The sequence below is a fragment of the Kribbella soli genome (assembly GCF_004331345.1).
GTDB classification, from domain to species: domain Bacteria; phylum Actinomycetota; class Actinomycetes; order Propionibacteriales; family Kribbellaceae; genus Kribbella; species Kribbella soli.
In genome coordinates this window covers 641,005-657,215 of record NZ_SJJZ01000001.1, presented here as the reverse complement: position 1 = coordinate 657,215, position 16,211 = coordinate 641,005, and the positions used below count along the sequence as shown (strand labels likewise).

Genomic DNA, 16,211 nt, shown 5'->3' with positions numbered 1-16,211 from the left:
CTGGTGCGATGACGGAGCTGGAGAAGGCGACCTGGACGGCGGCCGACTTCGAGGTGATGGGCTGGCACGACTGCCGCGTGCACGCGGTGAGCATCGGCGTACGTGAGGACGACGGGTTCCCCTGGCAGCGCGTCCTGCTCGATCTCGACTACATCGTGCGGTGGGTGGATCCGGCGTTCGCGCGGCGGAACTTCACGTTCTGGATCGCGCCGGCGACGTTGGTGTTCGACGAGGCGTGGGACATCTCGGGAGAGCTCGAGCCGATGAACGACCTGCTCGAGATCGCCGACCTGCACCGGCTCGACCCGCCCGACGACCGCCCGGACCCGTTGTGGCACGTCGAGGGCCACAACTTCGACCTCCGCCTCCGCGCACCCGGCTTTACGCAGTACGTCCGCACCCCGGCCGTCCACAGCAAGGCCCAGTACCTGACCCACCCCGAACGCGGCGGCCTCAGCTTCGCCGAACGCTCGTACGACTGAGCCTGCGCCGGGCCAAAATCGACAGACACCTTGCGAGGAGTGCGACTAGGGTCTCTCGGCATGTCGTTGTCGGACGCTTTTCTGCAGGAACAGCTTCACAGCCTGGGGTACCGGGAGGTGGAGCAGGTTGCGATCGGGATGCAGGGAGCGGTGTTTCGGCTCGGTGGGGAGAAGGTCGCGAAGATCTGGTTCCACGCGGGCGAGAGCGAGCTGCGAACGCTGGGGGAGTTGTACGCCGCGCTCGACGGCCGTCTGCCCTATCGCACGCCGCGCGTGCTGGACCTGCACCGCCCAGGGCCCTACTGGGTGACGATCGAGGAAGAGCTGCCCGGAGTCCCGCTGCACACCGTGGCGCCGCAGTTCGGCGATGCCGGCTGGGAGCGGATGCGGGACTGCGTCGTCGAGGTGGTCGAGGCACTCGCGCAGGTCGAGGCGCCGGCCGTCCTTCGCCGTACGACGGTGCTCGACGAACCGGACCCGTTCCGGCCGGATGGCGTGTCGTGGATCGACGCGCTGTCGGGTCTCGTCCGTCGGCGAGTGGCGCGCTTCGGCGATCAACTGAGCCCGGTCATCGACGACTTCGAGACGAAGATCGAGAACCTCTTCGGGCTGCTGTCCGACCTCAAGGAACCGGAGACACGCCTGGTCCACGGCGACGTCACCGCCGGAAACATCCTCGTGGACGGGAACCTCCGCCCCGTAACGCTCCTCGACTTCGGCCTCCTGACCGTGCCCGGCGACCCGGTCTTCGAAGCCGCTGCCACCGCAACCGTCATCGACCTCTGGTCACCCCGGGCCCGCGAGGTCGAAGCAGCCTTCGACACGGAGTTCGCCGCCCGGCTCGGGTACGACACCGAACAGCTCCTCGGCTACCGCTGCGCCTACTCCCTGATCATCGCCAACGCCCACGACCAGGACCCCTACAACCGCGACACCCACGTCCCCCTGACCGCAAACCTCCTCAACAGCCCGCAGGTCGCAGCACTGCTCAGCTGATGATGCAGAAGATGGTGCCGTCGGGGGCTTTCAGGACTACGAAATCGGCGTTGGGTGGGTAGGTCCAGTCTTCTACTCGTTCGGCGCCGAGGGCGATCAGGCGGTCCACTTCGGCTTCCGGGGTTGAGGTTTCCTTGTCTACCCAGAGGTCGAAGTGGGTGCGGTCGGTGCTGTCGAGGTGGACGCTGGTGGCCGGGGTGCCGGGCGGTGGGGCGAGGTAGTCCGGGTTGTGTGGGTCGGCGGTGAGGCCGAGGGCCTCGCGCCAGAAGTCGGCGGCGGGGCCGGTGTCCGGGACGTTCAGGACGATTGCTCCGAGTGTGAGGGCCATGCCTTCCAGGGTTGCAGAAAACGGGGTGTAACGCAGTGGGGGTGCCGCAGCGTCGGGAGGGATGTAGGAGACGCTGACTCGGAGGGGATCGTTGTGAGACTGAAGAAAAGCATGTTCGTAGTGATGACCGGGGCCCTGGCGACTGCGGTCACGGCAGGTACCGCGGTCGCTCGCCCGGCCCAGGAAACGGCCCAGGAAACGGCCACGCAAGGATCGTTGCAGTGGACAACAACCGCGACTCATCGGCAGCCGGCCACGTTCAACGACGTGGCCACCGGAGCAGGTGGGACCTGGGCTGTCGGCGGCGACCAGGTGGACGACTTCGCCGTCCAGCGCCCGCTGGCGATGCGCTGGGACGGCAAGGCCTGGAAGGCCACGACCCAACCGGTGAAGACCAACGCGAGCCTGGAAAGCGTCGCGGTGGGTACGGCGAAGAACGTCTGGGCCGTAGGTGAGGACCGCACCAACCCGGACCAGCCCAAACCGCTCGCCCTGCACTGGAACGGCGCCAAGTGGCAGGTCGTCAAGCCTCCCGCCGTACCCACGGGATCGTTCGACGACGTCGTGATCGCGCCGGACGCCTCGGCCTGGGTCACCGGCTGGGCGAACGTCGGTGGCAAGGAACGCGCCGTCGTCTACCGCTACGCCGCCGGGAAGTGGCAGGCCCTCAACACCGGCCTGGAGGGATCGATCAACGGCAACGTGCTGACCGTCCTGTCCGCGAAGAACGCCTGGCTCGGCCTCAACGCCGGCCTCGCGCACTTCGACGGAAAGCGCTGGACGCTGGTCAAGGACCTGCCGACCGACGGCTCGCAGATCCCGACCGGTATGGCGGCTGCCGGCCCGAAGAACATCTGGCTCGTCGGCGTCCAGTACGCGTCCGGCATCGCCCCGCTCGCCCTGCACTACAACGGCACCAAGTGGACCAAGGTCGCGGTCCCGGCCGGCATGGCCCAGCTGTACGACGTTGCCCTCCGCAACAATCTGCCCGTCGTCGTCGGCGAACGATTCGAAGGCGCCGACCAGATCGCGAAACCGTACGTCCTCCAGCTGAGCGGCTCGAAGCTCGTCGCAGGCCCGGCGCCCAAGGCTGCGACCGGAACCCTAACCGGCGTCACGACCACGAAGGATCGCGTCTGGACGGTCGGGATGTCCGCCGCGTCGGCGCAGTCCCCGTTCGCCGCGCTCGCCGCGTTCAGTCGCTGATCTGCCCCGGCGTACGGCCGAAGGTACGACGGAACGCCGCGATGTACGCCGATGCGCTCGAGTAACCGACCCGGAAGTCCCGTTGCAGCGTCTTCGCACTCATATGCAGCCGGCCCGCCCATTCGTCCAGACTGGTCGGGTCGGCTGGATCGTTGGTGAGGGCTCGCGCGACCCGCAGCCCGGCCAACCCCACCGGATCCTCACGCAGGCACAACCGGTAGACCGTATGGCGTGTCGGCCGGATCGAGGTGGGTTTCGCCTGCACGGAGTGACTGACCGCCCGCTGGCTCGACGAGGCCCCGAGCCACCTGAGCGCCGACGTCGTCGTCGAGATCGACCACCCGGACGAGTCGGCGTACCCGCTCGCCAGCCGCGCCAACACGAAGGTCCACTGGATCCCGCGCGGCACGCTCGCCACGCACGTCCTGTCCCTCGCGGTCCCACCCCGGACCTTCCTCTTCGCCGCCGGCGAGGCCGATGCGCTTCGTCCGCTCCGACCCTGACCCATGTCCGACGCCGTCATCCGCGGCTACTGGAAACGCGGCGAAGCGGACCCCGAGGATCACTGAGAGTCACCAGCCGCGCCGATTGCTGTTACGGCAGGGGTGACATCGGTCTCGCCGTCCCCGTGCGAGCGGGCATCCGGTAAGCAAGTAGGCTTGCGCGGGCGCTGTTTCGGGTGCCCATGCTGATACTTGTCGAAAGAACTCGCAGGGAACTCGAGGAGAAGACCGCGTGACTTCCCATCGCCCCACGGCGGTCGTCATCATGGCCGCCGGTCTGGGCACCCGGATGAAATCGGCGACCCCGAAGGTGTTGCACGAGATCGGCGGGCGCAGTCTCGTCGGGCATGCCGTGCTCACCGCCCGGGCGCTCAGCCCCGAACACCTCGTGGTCGTGGTCGGCAACGGCCGCGAACTGGTCGAGCAACATCTCGAGGCCGTCGACCCGCAGGCCCGCACCGCCGTCCAGGAGCAGCAGCTGGGCACCGGCGACGCGGTCCGCGCCGGGCTGACCGCCGTACCGGCCGACTTCGACGGCTCGGTGATCGTGACCTCCGGCGACGTCCCGCTGCTCGAGGCGGAGACGCTCCACGACCTGATCGCCGAGCACGACAAGCACGGCAACGCGGTCACCGTCCTGACCGCGCGGGTCCCCGACCCGACCGGGTACGGGCGGATCGTGCAGGGGCCGGACGGCACCGTCGCCGCGATCGTCGAGCACAAGGACGCCACCGCGGAGCAGCGGGCGATCGACGAGATCAACGCCGGGATCTACGTCTTCGACGCGGCCACCCTGCGGGACGGTCTCAGCCGGCTCACCACCGACAACGCCCAGGGCGAGCTCTACCTGACCGACGTGATCGGCATCGCCAGGAACGACGGCAAGCGGGTCGGCTCGCACGTCACCGGCGACGAGATGCAGACCGAGGGCGTCAACGACCGGGTCCAGCTCGCCACGCTCCGCGCCGAGCTGAACCGCCGTACCCTCACCCGCCTGATGCGCGAGGGCGTCACGATCGTCGACCCGAACACCACCTGGGTCGACCAGACCGTCCAGGTCGCCCGCGACGTCACCCTGCTGCCGAACACCCAGCTGCACGGCGCGACGACGGTCGGCAGCGGTACGACGATCGGCCCGGACACCACCCTGACGGACCTGGAGATCGGCGAGAACGCGACGATCATCCGCACCCATGGGACGCTGGCTGTGATCGGGGACGGCGCATCGGTCGGCCCGTTCGCGTACCTGCGCCCGGGCACCAAGCTCGGCGTGAAGGGCAAGATCGGCACCTTCGTGGAGACCAAGAACTCCACCATCGGCGACGGCGCCAAGGTCCCGCACCTGACGTACGCCGGCGACGCGACGATCGGCGAGGGCGCGAACATCGGCGCCGGCACGATCTTCGCGAACTACGACGGTGTCGCGAAGCACCCGACGCACGTCGGCAAGCACTCGTTCATCGGCAGCAACTCGGTGCTGGTGGCCCCGCGGACGATCGCGGACGGCGCCTACCTGGCGGCCGGTACGGCGCTCACCGAGGACGTCGGCCCGGGCGAGATCGCGGTCGCACGCGGCCGGCAGCGCAACATCAAGGGCTGGGTCGCGCGGAAGCGTCCCGGCACCAAGACCGCCGCGGCGGCCGAGGCGGCGCTCGCCGACCAGCCGGACGAGCAGGCCTGAGCGGTACACGCGAAACAACGGGAGGCGCGCGCGATGAGCGGGATGAAACGAACCACCGAGAAGAACCTGATGGTTTTCTCCGGCCGGGCGCATCCCGGTCTCGCCGAGGAGGTGGCCACGGAGCTCGGGTCCGGCCTGGTCCCGACCCAGGCGTACGACTTCGCCAACGGCGAGATCTACGTCCGGTTCGAGGAGTCGGTCCGGGGCAGCGACGCGTTCGTGATCCAGAGCCACACCTCGCCGATCAACGAGTGGATCATGGAGCAGCTGATCATGGTCGACGCGCTGAAGCGGGCGTCGGCCAAGCGGATCACCGTGGTGCTCCCGTTCTACGGGTACGCGCGGCAGGACAAGAAGCACCGCGGCCGGGAGCCGATCTCGGCCCGGCTGATGGCCGACCTGTTCAAGACCGCGGGCGCCAACCGGCTGATCTGCGTGGACCTGCACACCTCGCAGATCCAGGGCTTCTTCGACGGGCCGGTGGACCACCTGATGGCGCTGCCGATCCTGAGCGACTACGTGCGCCAGAAGTACGGCGACCAGCAGCTGGCCGTGGTGTCGCCGGACGCCGGCCGGATCAAGGTGGCCGAGCAGTGGTCGGCGCGGCTGAACAACGCGCCGCTGGCCTTCATCCACAAGACCCGCGACATCGACCGCCCGAACGAGACGGTCGCGAACCGGGTCGTCGGTGAGGTCAAGGGCCGGGTCTGCATCCTGGTCGACGACATGATCGACACCGCGGGCACCATCACCAAGGCGGCCGACGCGCTGTACGCCGAGGGCGCCGCGGGCGTGGTCATCGCCGCGACGCACGCGATCCTGTCCGGCCCCGCGGTGGACCGGCTGAAGAACTGCCAGGCCAGCGAGGTGATCGTCACCAACACGCTGCCGATCGCCGAGGAGCGCCGCTTCGACAAGCTCACCGAACTGTCGATCGCGCCGCTGATCAGCCGAGCCATCCGCGAGGTCTTCGAGGACGGCTCGGTGACCAGCCTGTTCGAAGGCCGCGCCTAGACAGTGCCGACGGCGGCCCGGCGCCACGCGTAGTACGCGATGGCGATCCCACCGGCCGCCATCGGGATCTGCACGGCCAGCCCGATCCACCCGTTGCCGGGGACCACGAAGCTGACCACGATGAACAGCACGAGCAGCGGCACCCAGCGCGGTACGGCGTGCGACCGCCACAACCCGACCACCTGGATCACCGTTCCGACGGCAACCATCAACGCGCCGGCGAGCATCGGGCCGAACAGGTGGAGCAGGTCGTCGTTGGCGTTGTCGATCACCGCGCCGCCCGTCGTGGCATCGACCCCGGTGGCGACGTAGTACGTCGCTGCGAGCCCGCCGACACCGACCGCCTGGAACGCGATCCCGATCCACATCAGGAATCCGCCGGTCGTGGCCCACGCCGCACCGCGCTCGCGGACGAGGTAGCTGGTGAGGAAGGCCTGAGCCGCGACGCCGAGGAGCGCGCTGACACCCAGGACGACCAGCAGGCCCCACCAGCGGTCCCGCAGCGGCTGGATGTCGGCGTACGAGTAGGTCTCGCCGCCGCCGGACGGTTCGGGCCAGAGCACTCCGCCGGGCGTCGCGATGACGTTGCTGATGGTGAGTACGAGGCCGATCGCGCCGATGCGCCGGCGGGTGACAGGATCGGCCGGTACGACGTTCGGCCGGACAGTTGTGGTGGACATCGGGACCCCTCCCGCGAGTAATTCGGACGGTTCCAGGGAACGTCCGCACGGCGGGTCGGCACATCGCAGAGAGCACGGACCCAGTTCTCCGTGCTGGCTCGGAGTCATCCGGCCGAAACCGGCCTTACCCTGACGACATGCGGTGGCCACGGTGGGTCGCGCTCGGTACCTTCCTGCTCGTTCTGACGCTCGTGGCGGGAAGCTCCTGGCTGTTGGTCGCGTACCGCACCGGCCCGCACACGCTGCGGAACTTCATCGGTCTGGCGGCGATCGGAACCGCGATCGCGGCACTCGGGCTCGCAGTCGCTCGCCGGCAGCCGACCAACCCCGTCGGGGCGATCCTTGGCTGGATCGGCGCGATCGCCGTGTTCCTGACCGCACGCGACGTCTACTACAACGCCGTCGTACACGATCCGGGGCGCCTGCCGCTGGACAGCCGGGTGGTCGCCTGGCTCGGCGAGAGCGGCTGGTGGCTGCTGGCCGCGGTCGCCTTCCTGTTGCTCTACTTCCCGACAGGTCAGCTGGTGAGTCGTCGGTGGCGACCGGTTCCCCTGGCGCTGCTGGTGCTTGGCGTAGGCCAGCAGGCCTTCGGTGCGTTCACCTCGGAACCGTTCCTGTCGCCGCTCCAGAACTTGCCTCGGCCGTACCTGCCGCTAACCGGAGTCCTCGGCGTGGTGAGCGAGGTCGTGTTCTTCGGGTTCCTCGCGCTCTGCCTGACCGCGGTCGTTCCGGTGGCGATCCGGTACCGCGGCTCGACCGGCACCGTCCGTGCGCAGCTGAAGTGGCTGTTACTCGCCGGCCTGGCCGCCGTGGTCTACCCGCTCGTGTGCCTGGCCGAAATCCTGGTCTCGGGTCACAGCGGAATCGTCGCGACCGTCTTCGGGATCGTGACGCTGGTGTCCCTCCCGGCCTCCGTCGCGGTGGCGATGCTCCGGCACGACCTGTACGACGTCGACCGGGTGCTGGCCGACACCGTCAGCTACAGCATCGTGATGGTCGTCCTGCTGGGCACGTACGCCGTCGCGGCCGTCTCACTCGGACTGGTACTGGGACGCGACTCGGCTGTTGTCGCGGCTGCCGCGACGGCCGTCTGCGCGTTGATCCTGGCGCCGTTGCGAACCCGGCTGCAGCGCGCCGTCGACCGGCGGCTCTACCCACCGCGACGTGCCGCACTGCTGGCGATCGAGGATCTGCAGCGTCGGATCCACACCGAGCAGGCCCAGCCGGAGGACCTCGAGTCCGCGCTGCGGAGTGCGCTCCGCGATCCGGCCCTTCGCGTCGGCCTGCTGATCCCGGGAGCGTCCGGCTTCGTCGACGCCACAGGTTCGCCGGTGGCAGGGCCGCGGTTGGTCCCGGTGCTGCTGGGCGGTGAGCAGATCGGCGTACTCGCATCCCGACATGACCTCTCCCGCCGTACTGAAAGCAGTGGCGGCCGCGGCGGCCAGTCTTGTGGAGGTGACGCGGCTGCGCGCGGAGCTGGCGGGCGCCCTTCGCGAGGTGGCCGCGAGCCGCGCGCGGCTGGTGCAGGCGGGTGACGAGGAGCGGCGGCGGCTGGAGCGGGATCTGCACGACGGCGCGCAGCAGCGGCTGGTTGCGTTGGGGATGGCCATGCGGCTGGCCCAGCGGCATCTGGACGACGGGACGGTCGACGTGAACGGGTTGCTCGATCAGGGCGTCGCCGAACTCGGGACCGCGGTCGCCGAACTGCGACAGATCGCCCACGGCCTGCGCCCGACCAGCCTCGACGACGGCCTGCACGCCGCGTTGAGCGCGATCACCCAGTCGCTGCCGATACCGGTCCGGCTGCAGATCCCGGCCGATCTGCCCGAGGAGCTCGCGACGACGGCGTACTTCGTGGCCGCCGAAGCGGTGACGAACGCGGCGAAGTACGCGAACGCCACGGCGATCGTGGTCCGGGTGGCGCGATCGGCCGATGCGATGCGGGTCCGGATCGAGGACGACGGGTGCGGGGGCGCCGTACCGCGGCCCGGCTCGGGGCTGAGCGGACTGCTCGATCGGGTCGCGGCGGTCGGTGGTGCGCTGGAGCTGCGGAGCCCGGCCGGCCGGGGTACGACGGTGGAGGCGGTGCTGCCGTGCGAATCGTGATCGGCGAGGACTCGGCGCTGTTCCGGGAAGGGCTGGCGCGTCTCCTGGCCGACGCGGGCCACGAGATCGCCGGCCTGGCCGCGGACGCCACGAGCCTGCTGACCGTGATCGCGGATACCCGGCCGGACCTGGCCGTGATCGACATCCGGATGCCGCCCGACGGGACCGACGACGGTGCCCGGGCCGCCCGCCGGCTTCGGGTCCTGCACCCCGAACTCGGGATCGTGCTGCTCTCCCAGCACGTCGAGACCCGGCACTCCGTCGAACTGGTCGCGACCGGTCGCTTCGGCTACCTGCTCAAGGACCGCGTGCTGGCAGTCGACGAGTTCCTGGACGCCCTGGACCGGGTCGCGGCCGGTGGGTCGGCCCTCGACCCGGAGGTCGTCAGCCGGTTGATCGGCCGGCGGCAGGCCGACGACCGCCTCGCGCCGCTGACCCCGCGCGAGCGCGAAGTGCTCGCGCTGATGGCCGAGGGCTGCACCAACGTCGGCATCGGCCGGCGGCTGTTCCTGACCGAGCGGACCGTCGAGACGCACGTCGGCAGCATCCTGGCGAAGCTCGGCCTGCTCACCAACGACGAACAGCACCGCCGGGTGCTCGCGGTTCTCGCCTATCTTGGAGAGCATTGACCGCTCTCCCGAAGGACTGGCGCCATGCGAATCGCTGTCTTCCATCCCGGTGCGATGGGCTCGAAGCTCGCGGCGCAGCTGGTCGCTGCCGGCCACGAGGTGCGCTGGGTGCCGGAGGGTCGCAGTGATGCTTCCAAGGCGCGGGCCGACGAGGCCGGGCTGATCGGTGCGTCGTTCGCCGACGCGGTTGGCGGCGCCGAGGCGGTGCTGTGTTCATGCGCACCGCAAGGGGCGGTCGACATCGCCAAGCAGGTCGGCGCTGCGGGCTTCGCGGGCTTGTACGTCGAGGCGAATCCGCTGTCCCCGACGTCGCTGCGGGAGGCTCAATCCGCCGTACCCGATGCGACGTTCGTCGACGCCGGTGTGGTCGGGCCGCCGCCGACCGGTGGTCCTAGCCCGACGCATCTGATGCTGTCCGGTACGGCGGCTGACCAGGTCGCGACGTTGTGGGCCGGTACGGCGGTCACCCCGATGGTGGTCGGCTCCGAACCAGGTGCGGCCAGCGCGGCGAAATCGTCGTACGCCCTGTACAACAAGGGCAAGGCGGCACTGGCGGTGCTCGCTTTCCAGCTGGCCGAGAAGCACGGTGTCACCGAGGCGCTCATCGCACAGCAGACCCGCGCCGACGGCGGCTCCTTGAAGGATCCCGCCCTCCCGGAACATCTCCGTAGCGTCGCCTGGCGCTGGGGCCCGGAGTTCGACGAACTGGCCGAGACCTTGGACGCAGCCGGACTCGAAGGCGACGCAGCCCGAGCCCTCCGTCAGGTCTGGACCAGACTCAGCTGAACGTCGGCTGCCCGTAGTCGCGGAGTACGAACGGTGGGATCAGGTCGATCAGCCGTGTCATCGCGTCCAGCCGGGCCAGCACATCCGGTACGGCGAAGCCGTTGGCCGACCAGGACACGAACGCGCTTCCGGCGACCTGCCACTCCAGGCCCGGGTTGAACAGGACGCACTCCATCATCCGGGGGTGCATGACGGCCGACGCGTACCGGTCGTCGAAGCACTCCACCCGGAACTGGTCGTTGAACTGCTGGTTCTCCAGTTCGAGATCGCGCCCCCGGAACATCCGCAGGCCCGATTCGTGCCTCACCGTGAGCGGTGGCAGCGCGACCGGGAGGGTCAGCGCGACCAGGTTGACGGTGTGCGTCTGCTGGCTCTTGCCGTTGCTGGTGACGTACGTGTAGTCGAGCACGCACAGGCCGCGACCCTGGTACACGCCGGCGTACGTCTCACCGGGCTCGCCCTCCCGGAACAGGTTGGCGGCGATCTGCGCCAGCCACGGGTTCGGTGGGACCGGGTACCACCCGACCGACGCCACCTGCGCGGCGCGCTGCCTCAGCCTCGCTCGCCGCCGGCGCGTGCTCCAGACGATCAGCCACGTCATCGCACCGATGAAAACCACCGGAAACAGCAGGCTGAGAACGGAGTACGGCGAGATCACCCCGGCAACGTACCGAACACCGGGGCCGGATTTCCCGTCTGGCCGCGCTCGTGGGTAGACTGTTTTGGTTGCCTCGGCGAGGGACGCCCCCCGTGAACTGTTGGGCGCGGCTCCGTGATCGACGCGGTGGTTCGTTGCCTGACGCCTTCTCGGGGTCAGCAGGCGCCCGCTGAGGCCGCAGCCGAGTTCCATCCAGACAACTGATCACCGCAACGCTTTTGAGGAGTTCATCTCGTGGCCGAGGTCAAGATCCACGCCGAATCGCGTACGGAGTTCGGCAAGGGAGCTGCCCGCCGAATCCGCCGGGACAACAAGGTTCCCGCCGTCCTCTACGGCCACGGCAGTGACCCGGTGCACATCACGCTGCCCGGTCACGACACCATGCTGGCCCTGAAGACCGCCAACGCCCTGCTGCTGATCGAGGTCGAGGACGGCGAGTCCCACCTGGCGCTGCCGAAGCAGGTCCAGCGCGACCCGATCAAGGGCTTCATCGAGCACGTCGACCTGGTCATCGTCCGCCGCGGCGAGAAGGTTCAGGTCGACATCGCGGTGCACCTCGAGGGCGAGGCCGTCAGCGACACCCTGGTCGTGCTGGAAGCGCAGAGCATCCTGGTCGAGGCCGAGGCGACGCACATCCCGGACGGCGTCACCGTCTCCATCGAGGGCCTGGAGGTGGGCGCCCAGATCCACGCGTCCGACCTGACCCTGCCGACCGGTACGACGCTGGCCATCGAGCCGGACACCCTGATCGTGAACATCACCGCCCAGCAGACCGCCGAGCAGGCCGAGGCGGAGCTGGCCGAGGCCGAGGCCGAAGCCGGCATCGAGCGCGCCGAGCCGGAGGCTGCAGCCGAGGAGCCGGTGGCCGCCGCGGCCGAGTAACCTGCTGCCGCAGCACCAGATATCTTCGGGAGGGCCGGGATCCGTGGCGGACGACGTGTGGTTGGTCGTCGGACTGGGGAATCCCGGCCCTTCGTATGCCCGCACCCGGCACAACATCGGGCACCTGGTCGCCGACGAGCTGGCGGCCCGGACCGGTGCGAAGTGGAAGCAGAGCAAGCAGGTGAAGTCCGAGGTGATCGAGACCCGGATCAGCGGCCTGCGGACGGTCCTGGCCAAGCCCCGCTCGTACATGAACGAGTCCGGCGGACCGGTCTCCGGGCTGCTGAAGTTCTTCAAGCTGGACCCGGCCAACCTGGTCGTGGTGCACGACGAGCTGGACATCGACTTCGGTGTCCTGCGGTGCAAGTTCGGCGGCGGCGACAACGGCCACAACGGGCTGAAATCGCTGCGCAAATCGCTTGGCACCGGTGAGTACTATCGAGTTCGGTTCGGTGTGGGTCGTCCACCGGGCCGGCAGGCGCCCGCCGACTTCGTCCTCAACGAGTTCTCCTCGACCGAACGCAAGGACCTTCCGTTCGCCGTGGACCGGACCGCGGACGCGGTCGAATCCCTGCTCACCGACGGCCTAGAGGCAACTCAAGGGAAGTACAACACGTGAAGCTCAGCGGTCTGGTCGACACCCTGATCACCGATCCGGTGGTGGCCGAGGCCGTCCGAGACGCCCGCGGTGACGGCGTCACGACCCTCGACCTGAGCGCGCCGACGCCGGTGCGCCCGGTCCTGCTCGCCGCGATCGCCGCGGCCCAGAACGGCGCCGACCGCCCGGTGCTCGCCGTCACCGCCACCTTCCGCGAGGCCGAGGAGCTCACCGAGGCCCTCCAGTGCCTCGTCGAGGAGCCCGGCACCGTCGCCTACTACCCGGCCTGGGAGACGCTCCCGCACGAGCGGCTGTCGCCTCGCTCCGACACGGTCGGCCGTCGGCTCGCCGTACTGCGTCGGCTCGTCCATCCAGATCCGTCCGACGAGACGACCGGCCCGATCCGGATCCTCGTCGCGCCGGTGCGGTCCGTGCTGCAGCCGCAGGTCGCCGGACTCGCGGACCTGCGGCCGGTGCAGTTGCACGTCGGCGACTCGGTCGAGCTCGAGGACGTCGTCGAGCGGCTCGCTGCCGCGGCGTACCACCGGGTGGACCTGGTCGAGCGGCGCGGTGAGTTCGCGGTCCGCGGCGGCATCATCGACGTCTTCCCGCCGACCGAGGAGCACCCGCTGCGGGTGGACTTCTTCGGCGACGACGTCGAGGAGATCCGGTACTTCGCGGTCGCCGACCAGCGCTCGCTGGAGATCGCCGAGCACGGTCTGTGGGCCCCTCCGTGCCGCGAGCTGCTGCTGACCGAAGAGGTCCGCGCGCGGGCCGCCGTACTGGCGAAGGAACACCCCGAGCTGGCCGAGCTGTTCGAGAAGCTCGCCGAAGGGCATGCCGTCGAGGGCATGGAGTCGCTGGCGCCGGTGCTCGTCGACGACATGGAGCTGCTGGTCGACCTGATGCCGGCCGGTACGCACGTGGTTGTGAGCGACCCCGAGCGGGTGCGCGCGCGGGCGCACGACCTGGTGGCGACCAGTCAGGAGTTCCTGGAGGCGTCCTGGGCCGCTGCCGCCGGTGGTGGCGAGGCCCCGATCGACCTGGGCGCGGCGGCGTACATGTCGCTCGGCGACGTCCGGTCACAGGCCCTCGGCAGGGGCCTGGCCTGGTGGAGCCTGTCGCCGTTCGCGGCCGCGCCGACCGACGCGCCCGACCTGCGGGACTCGATGGGCGCGCGGGTCGCGTTCGACATCGACACCGAGGCCGGTGCGGTCACCAGCAAGATCCTCGCCGTCCACGAGGTCGACCCGTACCGCGGTGAGACGGCGGCCGCGGCCGAGGACATCCGCGGCTGGCTGCGGGACGGCTGGCGCGTTGTGTGCGTCACCGAAGGACACGGCCCCGCGCAGCGGCTGGCCGAGGTGTTCTCCGAGGCCGAGCTGCCGGCGCGGGTGGTCGAAGGGATCGAGGAGATCCCCGAGCCCGGCGTCGTGCTGATCTCGCAGGGCCAGCTGGAGCAGGGGTTCATTGCCGACGGCATTAAGTTCGCGGTGCTCACCGAGAACGACCTGGCCGGCCAGCGTTCGGCGGCCGAACGCCGTTCCCAGCAACGGATGCCGTCGCGCCGCAAGAAGACGATCGACCCGCTGGAGCTGCAGCCCGGCGACTACGTCGTGCACGAGCAGCACGGCGTCGGCCGGTACGTCGAGATGATGCAGCGCACCGTCGGCACCGGATCCCAGAAAGCCACCCGCGAGTACGTCGTGATCGAGTTCGCGCCGAGCAAGCGCGGACAACCCGGCGACCGGCTGTACGTGCCGACCGACCAACTCGACCAGGTCACCCGGTACGTCGGTGGCGAGCAGCCCTCGCTCGACAAGATGGGCGGCGGTGACTGGGCCAAGCGCAAGGGCCGCGCCCGCAAGGCGGTCCGGCAGATCGCGGGCGAGCTGATCAAGCTGTACGCCGCGCGCCAGGCGACCAAGGGCCACGCGTTCGCCAAGGACACCCCGTGGCAGCGTGAGCTGGAGGACGCGTTCCCGTTCGTGGAGACGCCCGACCAGCTCGCCACCATCGACGACGTCAAGCACGACATGGAACGCGTCATGCCGATGGACCGGATCGTCTGCGGCGACGTCGGCTACGGCAAGACGGAGATCGCCGTACGGGCGGCTTTCAAGGCCGTGCAGGACGGTAAGCAGGTCGCCGTACTCGTGCCGACGACGCTGCTCGTGCAGCAGCACTACGCGACGTTCGCCGAGCGGTACGCCGCCTTCCCGGTGAACGTGGCCCCGCTGTCGCGGTTCCAGACCGACAAGGAGGCCAAGGCCACCATCGACGGCCTGGCCGACGGGTCGGTCGACGTGGTGATCGGGACGCACCGGCTGTTCAGCGGTGAGGTTGCGTTCAAGGACCTCGGACTGGTCGTGGTCGACGAGGAGCAGCGGTTCGGCGTCGAGCACAAGGAGCAGCTGAAGCGGCTGCGGACCGCGGTCGACGTACTGACGATGTCGGCGACACCGATCCCGCGAACGCTGGAGATGTCGATCACCGGGATCCGCGAGATGTCGACGATCGCGACCCCGCCGGAGGAGCGGCACCCGGTGCTGACCTTCGTCGGCGCCTACGAGGAGGGCCAGGTGACCGCCGCGATCCGGCGCGAACTGCTCCGCGAGGGTCAGGTCTTCGTCGTCCACAACCGGGTGAACACGATCGAGAAGGCGGCCGCGCGGATCCGCCAGCTGGTGCCCGAGGCGCGCGTCAGCGTCGCGCACGGCCAGATGAACGAGCACACGCTCGAGAACGTGATCCAGGGCTTCTGGGAGAAGCAGTTCGACGTGATCGTGTGTACGACGATCGTCGAGTCCGGGATCGACATCTCGAACGCGAACACGATGATCGTCGAGCGCGCCGACCTGCTCGGCCTGTCCCAGCTGCACCAGCTCCGCGGCCGCGTCGGTCGCGGCCGGGAGCGCGCGTACGCGTACTTCTTCTTCCCGCCGGAGAAGCCGCTGACCGAGACCGCGCACGACCGGCTCGCCACCATCGCGCAGCACTCGGACCTGGGCGGCGGTATGGCGGTCGCGATGAAGGACCTGGAGATCCGCGGCGCCGGCAACCTGCTCGGCGGCGAGCAGTCCGGGCACATCGCGGACGTCGGCTTCGACCTGTACGTCCGGCTCGTCGGCGAGGCGGTCGCGGAGTACCGCGGCGACACCCAGGCCGAGGAGCCCGAGGTCAAGATCGAGCTGCCGATCGACGCGCACCTGCCGCACGACTACGTCCCGTCACAGCGGCTGCGGCTGGAGATGTACCAGCGGCTGGCCGCCGTCCGCGACGCCGAGGGCATCGCCGAGTTGGTCGAGGAACTGCACGACCGGTACGGCGACATTCCGCAGGCGGTGCTGAACCTGATCGAGGTGGCGAAGTTCCGCAACCACGCCCGCCGGGCAGGGCTGCACGACGTCACGCTGCAGGGCAACATGATCCGGTTCGGGCCGGTCGAGCTGCCCGACTCGAAGGTGCTCCGGCTCAACAGGCTGTACCCGAAGAGTCTGGTGAAGCCGCAACTGCATACCATTCTGGTGCCACGACCTGCCACCCGGCAGATCGGCGGTCAGCCGCTCCGCGACCAGGAGCTGCTGCAATGGTGCACCCGGTTGATCGACGACGTGATCGCCGAACCTATTGTGGTGCCGGCGTGAAACTGACAGGGACTG

General features: G+C 69.5%; 16 protein-coding genes. 13 read left to right on the top strand and 3 right to left on the bottom strand.

Translation table 11 applies throughout. The features are described 5' to 3' along the window. Positions 1 to 8 precede the first annotated feature (8 nt). Both E0H45_RS03310 and E0H45_RS03305 read left to right on the top strand, forming a co-directional pair. On the top strand, positions 9 to 482 hold the full coding sequence (locus E0H45_RS03310; protein WP_131334781.1) for a hypothetical protein: 474 nt from the start codon (positions 9 to 11) through the stop codon (positions 480 to 482). A 117-nt stretch (positions 483 to 599) separates the two neighbouring features. Then, positions 600 to 1,478 carry a phosphotransferase family protein gene (locus tag E0H45_RS03305; RefSeq protein WP_165546347.1) on the top strand — a complete coding sequence of 293 codons (879 nt, stop codon included), beginning with the start codon at positions 600 to 602 and terminating at the stop codon, positions 1,476 to 1,478. On the opposite strand, the gene E0H45_RS03300 is transcribed toward E0H45_RS03305, so the two are convergent. After that, a complete protein-coding gene (locus E0H45_RS03300; protein ID WP_131334779.1) occupies positions 1,471 to 1,806 on the bottom strand; it encodes a VOC family protein in 336 nt (111 codons plus the stop codon). The genes E0H45_RS03305 and E0H45_RS03300 overlap by 8 nt on opposite strands. 123 nt (positions 1,807 to 1,929) lie before the next feature. On the opposite strand from E0H45_RS03300, the gene E0H45_RS03295 reads away from it, so the two are divergent. The 4 genes from E0H45_RS03295 to E0H45_RS03280 all read left to right on the top strand — a co-directional run bounded on the left by E0H45_RS03295 (position 1,930) and on the right by E0H45_RS03280 (position 6,210). After that, positions 1,930 to 3,012: a hypothetical protein gene (locus E0H45_RS03295; protein ID WP_131334778.1), complete on the top strand. Its 1,083-nt coding sequence runs from the start codon at positions 1,930 to 1,932 to the stop codon at positions 3,010 to 3,012. Between the two features lie 332 nt (positions 3,013 to 3,344). Beyond that, positions 3,345 to 3,515: a ferredoxin reductase domain-containing protein gene (locus tag E0H45_RS43825; protein ID WP_420323329.1), complete on the top strand. Its 171-nt coding sequence runs from the start codon at positions 3,345 to 3,347 to the stop codon at positions 3,513 to 3,515. A 232-nt stretch (positions 3,516 to 3,747) separates the two neighbouring features. Further along, on the top strand, positions 3,748 to 5,196 hold the full coding sequence (gene glmU / locus E0H45_RS03285; RefSeq protein ID WP_131334777.1) for a bifunctional UDP-N-acetylglucosamine diphosphorylase/glucosamine-1-phosphate N-acetyltransferase GlmU: 1,449 nt from the start codon (positions 3,748 to 3,750) through the stop codon (positions 5,194 to 5,196). A 33-nt stretch (positions 5,197 to 5,229) separates the two neighbouring features. Next, the gene (locus tag E0H45_RS03280; protein ID WP_131334776.1) at positions 5,230 to 6,210 is read left to right on the top strand and encodes a ribose-phosphate diphosphokinase; all 981 of its coding nucleotides are present in this window, start codon (positions 5,230 to 5,232) and stop codon (positions 6,208 to 6,210) included. Here the strand turns inward: E0H45_RS03280 and E0H45_RS03275 are convergent. Beyond that, a complete protein-coding gene (locus tag E0H45_RS03275; protein ID WP_131334775.1) occupies positions 6,207 to 6,890 on the bottom strand; it encodes a hypothetical protein in 684 nt (227 codons plus the stop codon). The two genes, E0H45_RS03280 and E0H45_RS03275, sit on opposite strands and share 4 nt — an antisense overlap. Before the next feature lie 137 nt (positions 6,891 to 7,027). Here E0H45_RS03275 and E0H45_RS42335 point away from each other — a divergent pair, with 137 nt between their 5' ends. Genes E0H45_RS42335 through E0H45_RS03260 form a run of 4 tightly spaced genes read left to right on the top strand, consistent with a single transcriptional unit; the run spans position 7,028 to position 10,411 of the window. Further along, entirely contained in the window at positions 7,028 to 8,425 is a 1,398-nt protein-coding gene (locus E0H45_RS42335) for a V-type ATP synthase subunit I domain-containing protein (protein ID WP_165546346.1), read from the top strand. Then, positions 8,346 to 8,996, top strand: a complete 651-nt coding sequence (locus E0H45_RS03270) for a sensor histidine kinase (RefSeq protein ID WP_165546345.1) — start codon at positions 8,346 to 8,348, stop codon at positions 8,994 to 8,996. The genes E0H45_RS42335 and E0H45_RS03270 overlap by 80 nt, the downstream gene beginning before the upstream one ends. Next, on the top strand, positions 8,984 to 9,625 hold the full coding sequence (locus E0H45_RS03265; protein WP_131334773.1) for a response regulator transcription factor: 642 nt from the start codon (positions 8,984 to 8,986) through the stop codon (positions 9,623 to 9,625). The genes E0H45_RS03270 and E0H45_RS03265 overlap by 13 nt, the downstream gene beginning before the upstream one ends. Positions 9,626 to 9,649: 24 nt before the next feature. Next, a complete protein-coding gene (locus E0H45_RS03260; protein ID WP_131334772.1) occupies positions 9,650 to 10,411 on the top strand; it encodes a DUF1932 domain-containing protein in 762 nt (253 codons plus the stop codon). Here the strand turns inward: E0H45_RS03260 and E0H45_RS03255 are convergent. Next, positions 10,404 to 11,069: a hypothetical protein gene (locus E0H45_RS03255; protein ID WP_131334771.1), complete on the bottom strand. Its 666-nt coding sequence runs from the start codon at positions 11,067 to 11,069 to the stop codon at positions 10,404 to 10,406. The two genes, E0H45_RS03260 and E0H45_RS03255, sit on opposite strands and share 8 nt — an antisense overlap. A 234-nt stretch (positions 11,070 to 11,303) precedes the next feature. Here E0H45_RS03255 and E0H45_RS03250 point away from each other — a divergent pair, with 234 nt between their 5' ends. Genes E0H45_RS03250 through mfd form a run of 3 tightly spaced genes read left to right on the top strand, consistent with a single transcriptional unit; the run spans position 11,304 to position 16,196 of the window. Further along, a complete protein-coding gene (locus tag E0H45_RS03250; RefSeq protein WP_131334770.1) occupies positions 11,304 to 11,951 on the top strand; it encodes a 50S ribosomal protein L25/general stress protein Ctc in 648 nt (215 codons plus the stop codon). Positions 11,952 to 11,994: 43 nt separating this feature from the next. Beyond that, entirely contained in the window at positions 11,995 to 12,570 is a 576-nt protein-coding gene (pth, locus tag E0H45_RS03245) for an aminoacyl-tRNA hydrolase (RefSeq protein ID WP_131334769.1), read from the top strand. Then, positions 12,567 to 16,196, top strand: coding sequence for a transcription-repair coupling factor (gene mfd / locus E0H45_RS03240; protein ID WP_131334768.1), 3,630 nt, complete (start codon positions 12,567 to 12,569; stop codon positions 16,194 to 16,196). The genes pth and mfd overlap by 4 nt, the downstream gene beginning before the upstream one ends. Positions 16,197 to 16,211 lie beyond the last annotated feature (15 nt).